At 60.4% G+C, this 4,532-nt stretch carries 5 protein-coding genes and 1 pseudogene; 2 read left to right on the forward strand and 4 right to left on the reverse strand.

Going from position 1 to position 4,532, the window contains the following annotated elements:
- Positions 1 to 219 precede the first annotated feature (219 nt).
- The gene (locus Q0J74_RS10450; protein WP_297214377.1) at positions 220 to 633 is read left to right on the forward strand and encodes a hypothetical protein; all 414 of its coding nucleotides are present in this window, start codon (positions 220 to 222) and stop codon (positions 631 to 633) included.
- 80 nt (positions 634 to 713) lie between these two features.
- Here the strand turns inward: Q0J74_RS10450 and Q0J74_RS10455 are convergent, their stop codons facing one another.
- From Q0J74_RS10455 to Q0J74_RS10470, 4 genes are read right to left on the reverse strand one after another with little or no spacing between them, the layout of a single operon-like run.
- Positions 714 to 2,159 carry a nicotinate phosphoribosyltransferase gene (locus Q0J74_RS10455; protein WP_297214379.1) on the reverse strand — a complete coding sequence of 482 codons (1,446 nt, stop codon included), beginning with the start codon at positions 2,157 to 2,159 and terminating at the stop codon, positions 714 to 716.
- Positions 2,160 to 2,164: 5 nt separating this feature from the next.
- A complete protein-coding gene (locus Q0J74_RS10460; protein WP_297214381.1) occupies positions 2,165 to 2,701 on the reverse strand; it encodes a cysteine hydrolase family protein in 537 nt (178 codons plus the stop codon).
- A gap of 39 nt (positions 2,702 to 2,740) precedes the next feature.
- Complete coding sequence (locus Q0J74_RS10465) at positions 2,741 to 3,268, reverse strand: GNAT family N-acetyltransferase (RefSeq protein ID WP_297214383.1); 528 nt, start codon at positions 3,266 to 3,268, stop codon at positions 2,741 to 2,743.
- 9 nt (positions 3,269 to 3,277) lie between these two features.
- Positions 3,278 to 4,069 carry a TIGR04255 family protein gene (locus tag Q0J74_RS10470; protein WP_297214385.1) on the reverse strand — a complete coding sequence of 264 codons (792 nt, stop codon included), beginning with the start codon at positions 4,067 to 4,069 and terminating at the stop codon, positions 3,278 to 3,280.
- 133 nt (positions 4,070 to 4,202) lie between these two features.
- Between Q0J74_RS10470 and Q0J74_RS10475 the strand changes: the two are divergent.
- Positions 4,203 to 4,532 (forward strand): annotated as a pseudogene (locus Q0J74_RS10475) (aldose 1-epimerase family protein); the annotation flags it as partial.

The raw sequence follows: 4,532 nt of genomic DNA on the forward strand, positions 1-4,532 counted from the left end.
GGCCTACAAGAATAATATGTATGCACTGCTTGGCAAGCCCGGCTACGAGGACAAGCGGGCGGAGCTGGAGGCCCAGCTGGGATAAAGGGGATAACTCCCGGGGCTTTGGGAATTTTTTGTGAACTTAAGCAAATCGGTTGCAATCCCACGGTAAAAATGGTAACATAAACGTACCAGACCGGGGGTCCGCCCTGGCGTACTAAGTAAGGAGTGATAACTATGGTGAGAGTGATCATGGGTGTCAAAGGCACCGGCAAGACCAAGCAAATGATCGAACTCATTAATTCCGCTGTGCACAGCGAAAACGGAAATGTCGTCTGCATTGAGCGTGGGCCCAAGCTGACTTATGATATTCACTATAAAATCCGTCTGGTGGAGGCCAGCCACTATGACATGGGCAGCTACGACTTCCTGAAGGGCTTTATCAGCGGCCTGTATGCCGGCAACTATGATATCACCCATATCTTCATCGACAGCCTGACCAAGATCGTCGCCTCTCAGGCTGGCGACCATGCGGTGGAAGAATTCCTGGATTGGCTGAACAGCTTTTCCGAGAAAAACAACATCAAGTTCACCGTCACCATCAGTGCCGACGCCTCCCTGGCCACCGAGGGTGTCAAGAAGTACTTCTAAGGGGCGCAAAACCGAACAGCTCACAAAAAGCCGTGCTCTCCCATTGGGGGAGCACGGCTTTCCTGCTTTGTAGGGCGGGTTTACCCCTGCTGCTTCAGCAGGGACTGCTTGATATCCCACAGCCTTTGGGACAGATCTACGTAGTAATTATGGGGGTTTTCAAACCGCTTGACCTCATCCCAAAGCAGATCGATCTGCCCGGCGCACCAGGCCCGCATTTCGGCGATAGGGGGGGATTGATACACCCGCTGGCCGTTCCGGAAGATAGGCACCAGCAGCTCCTTGGCGGTGAAGTTGGTAAACACGCTTCGCTTCCAGGTGGCGTCCGGGTCGAAAAGCTCCAGAGGCCGGGTGTCGTCCACCACCTCGTCATGGAGGGTAATCAGGTCGGCAAAGGCCTTTCCGGTCTCGTTGTCGAACAGCCGGTACACCTTCTTGAAGTGGGGATTGGTGATCTTGTCCGGATTGGCGCTGATCTTGATCTTGGGGATGATGTTCCCTTCCTTATCCTCCACAGCCGCCAGCTTATACACCCCGCCGAACACCGGTTCGCTCTTGGAGGTGATAAGCCGCTCTCCCACGCCGAAGGAGTCGATTTTGGCCCCCTGGAGGATCAGGTCCCGGATGATGTACTCGTCCAGAGAGTTGGAGGCCACAATTTTGCACTCGGTCAGCCCCGCCGCATCCAGCATCTTGCGGGCCTTTCGGGACAGGTAGGTGAGGTCGCCGCTGTCCAGCCGGATGGCGCAGCTGGTGATGCCCTGAGGGAGCAGAACCTCTTTAAATGCCCGGATGGCGTTGGGAACCCCGGATTTGAGCACGTTGTAGGTGTCCACCAGCAGGGTGGCGGAGTGGGGATAGAGCTGGCAGTAGGTCTTGAAGGCGGTATACTCGTCGGGAAACATCTGCACCCAGGAGTGGGCCATGGTTCCCCCGGCGGGGGAGCCGTACATCTCATCGGCCAGGGTGCAGGCGGTGCCGGCGCACCCGGCGATGTAGGAGGCCCTGGCGCCCAGCACTGCCGCATCCGGCCCCTGAGCCCGGCGGGAGCCGAACTCGCTTACCGGCCGGCCATCTGCCGCCCGGACGATGCGGTTGGTTTTGGTGGCGATCAGGGACTGGTGATTCAAAGTGAGCAGCAGGAAGGTCTCAATAAACTGGGCCTCAATGGCAGGCGCACGCACGGTGAGGATAGGCTCCCGGGGGAAAATGGGGGTTCCCTCCGGTACGGCCCAGATGTCCCCGGTAAAACGGAAGTGCTTCAAATAGTCCAAAAAGCCCTCGCAGAAGCAGCCCTTTCCCCGGAGGTAGTCCAGATCCTCCTGATCGAAATGCAGGTGCTCCACGTAGTCAATGACCTGCTCCAGTCCGGCGGCAATGGCGAAGCCTCCCCCGTCAGGAACGTTGCGGAAGAAAATGTCAAAATAGCAGATCTGGTCGGCGTATCCCTCGGTCTGGAAATAGCCGTTGCCCATGGTCAATTCATAGAAATCGCACAGCAGGGTGTAGTTCATGTGTTCCTTCATGATATTCAATCCTCCCGGTTGACAACGGTGATCTGAAGCGTCTCCAGCAGCTCCAGGGCGTTGGCGTGGAGCCTGGGGTCGGGGCCGGCGGTACAGGCGGCATCCACCACCAGCTCCGCCTCCGGCAGGGCGGCCTTGGCCACAATGGCGTTGGAGAGCACGCACATGTAGGACACCAGCCCCACCAACTCAACGCGCTGATAGTTCTGCTTCTTCAGCCAATCTCCCAGCCAGAGGGAGGGAAAGGTGGGCTTGCAGATGAGCATGTCCCGCGCCCTGTCCAGGGCCTTTCCCGTCTCTCCATAGAGCTGCCAGCCCTCTGAATGCATCAGACAGTGGGTTACCGGCAGCTTTCTGCCCTCCTGGGTGCTCAGGTAGTCGCTCTGGTGGGTGTCCAGGGTAAAGGCCACATCGTCCCCGGCGGCATGGTAGGCGGCCACCTTGGCGGCGATGGGTCCATCCAGCGCCTCCGCGCCGGGGAATCCCAGAGAGCCGTCCACAAAATCCTTCTGATAGTCCACCACCAGCAGCAGCTTTTTCATGGGCGGACACGCTCCTTTCTGTCAAGACACCTGTCTATTCTATTCCTTTGCCCCGGGGATTGCAAGGCTTTTCTCAAAGCAGGGGAAAGGCAGGGGCCGGCCGTGGAGACGAATGGTCCCCACCTGGGTAAAGCCCATGCGCCGGATCAGTCCCTGCATCCGGTTATTCAGGGAATAGGTGTCGATGCGCATGGCACCCAGTCCCAGCGCTCTGGCCCGGTCCTCGGCAAAGCGAAAAAAGGCCGTACCCACGCCGCTGCGCTGAAAGGCCGGGTCCACTGCCATGCGGTGGATGACCATGGCCGGGCGGACGGTAGTCCAGGGCAGAGGGTCATACTCCGGAGACTCGCTGGTGTTGATACAGGCGACTCCCGCCAGAGCGCCTCCCGTTAGAGCGGCATACAGCTCCCCCCGGTCAATATCTCCGGCGTAGAAGGCCCGGGTGGGGTAATCCGGCCCCCACTGGGGATTGCCCAGCTGGTTCATGTGGACCACCGCCCGGCCCACCAGCGCCCAGATTTCCTCCAGTTCCTGCCGCCGGGCGGGGCGGATCACAAGCTCCTCCATGGCGGCGGCTCACTCTGCCAGGGGGGTGGGACCCATGGCCTGATACAGCTCGTCGGTAACGGCCCCTCGGAACAGGCATACGGCGAAGCGGTGCATGTCCTCCAGCTTGGCGGGGACCGAGTCGGCAGCAAGCTGGCCGGCGGCTGAGAAGTCCCCGTCCAGAATGAATTTGACCTCCTTATCCCCCTGGTTGCCGCCCACCAGGCCGGGGCCGGTGTGGAGCTTCATTTTGTAGCCGCCCACCAGGGGGGTCTCCACATCCAGGGAGCACTTTGTGATCTCACCCTCCTCCACGTCGGGCTGGCCCAGGATGCCCAGATACTGGTCCCGGATCAGATCGTCCCACAGCTGGTCCTCCAGACCCAGCCGCTTCCGGGAGATGGCGTTGACATACCGCAGGCCGATGCGCTCAAAAAAGGCGGGCTGATAGATCTGGATGAACTGGGCCAGCGCCTGGTCCAGCCGGGCGGCGAAGTCCTCCCATCGCCCGTAGTTCAGGGTGGACAGGGCGATGAAATTCTGGGTCAGATTCAGCTTCCACCGGTTGTCCTCCGAGATGAAATGGTAGTTGGTGATGGGCTTGGGCGTCTCCAGGGTGGCGGCGTTCCCCTTCTTCACCACTCTGGGGGGCAGCTGCTCCTGCCGGACCAGATAGCGGGGAAAATCCCGGCGCACCGCCTCCTGAAAGGCGGCGGGCTCATTGGCACCGATGGACAGAATGGTGGGGAAGCGGAGCTGGCAGATGACCTCCACCAGGGGAGAGCGGGCGTAGCGCACCCGCTCATATGGGGCAAACAGCATAATGGGCTGCTCCTTCCTATCTCAGATTGGCTTTATTTTATCCCGGAACGCCATGGATGTCAAACGCTTCCGCCCTTGCAAAGGGCGGACGGGACGGCTATAATGCAGGTAAGAACAAAGGAGGCGTGCAGCGATGGAACTGGAACTGAAACGAGGCGGCCGCAAAGCGCGGATTACCACCCTGGGGGCCGAGCTGGTATCCTACCGGGACGAGACAGGCCGGGAGTACATCTGGTCCGGCGACCCGGCCTACTGGCCGGGCCGCAACCCCCTGCTCTTTCCCATTGTGGGGGGCCTGCGGGACGGAAAAATTCAGGTAAAGGGCAGGGAGGTCTCCATGGAGCGCCACGGCTTTGCCCGGCGGCGGGAATTTGCCGTCACCGGACAGGGTGCGGACTGGGCGGAGCTCACCCTGGAGCAGGACGAGGCCACCCTGGCCCTGTATCCCTGGCCCTTCCGGCTG

Source organism: uncultured Flavonifractor sp., from assembly GCF_944387675.1.
Classification (GTDB): domain Bacteria; phylum Bacillota; class Clostridia; order Oscillospirales; family Oscillospiraceae; genus Flavonifractor.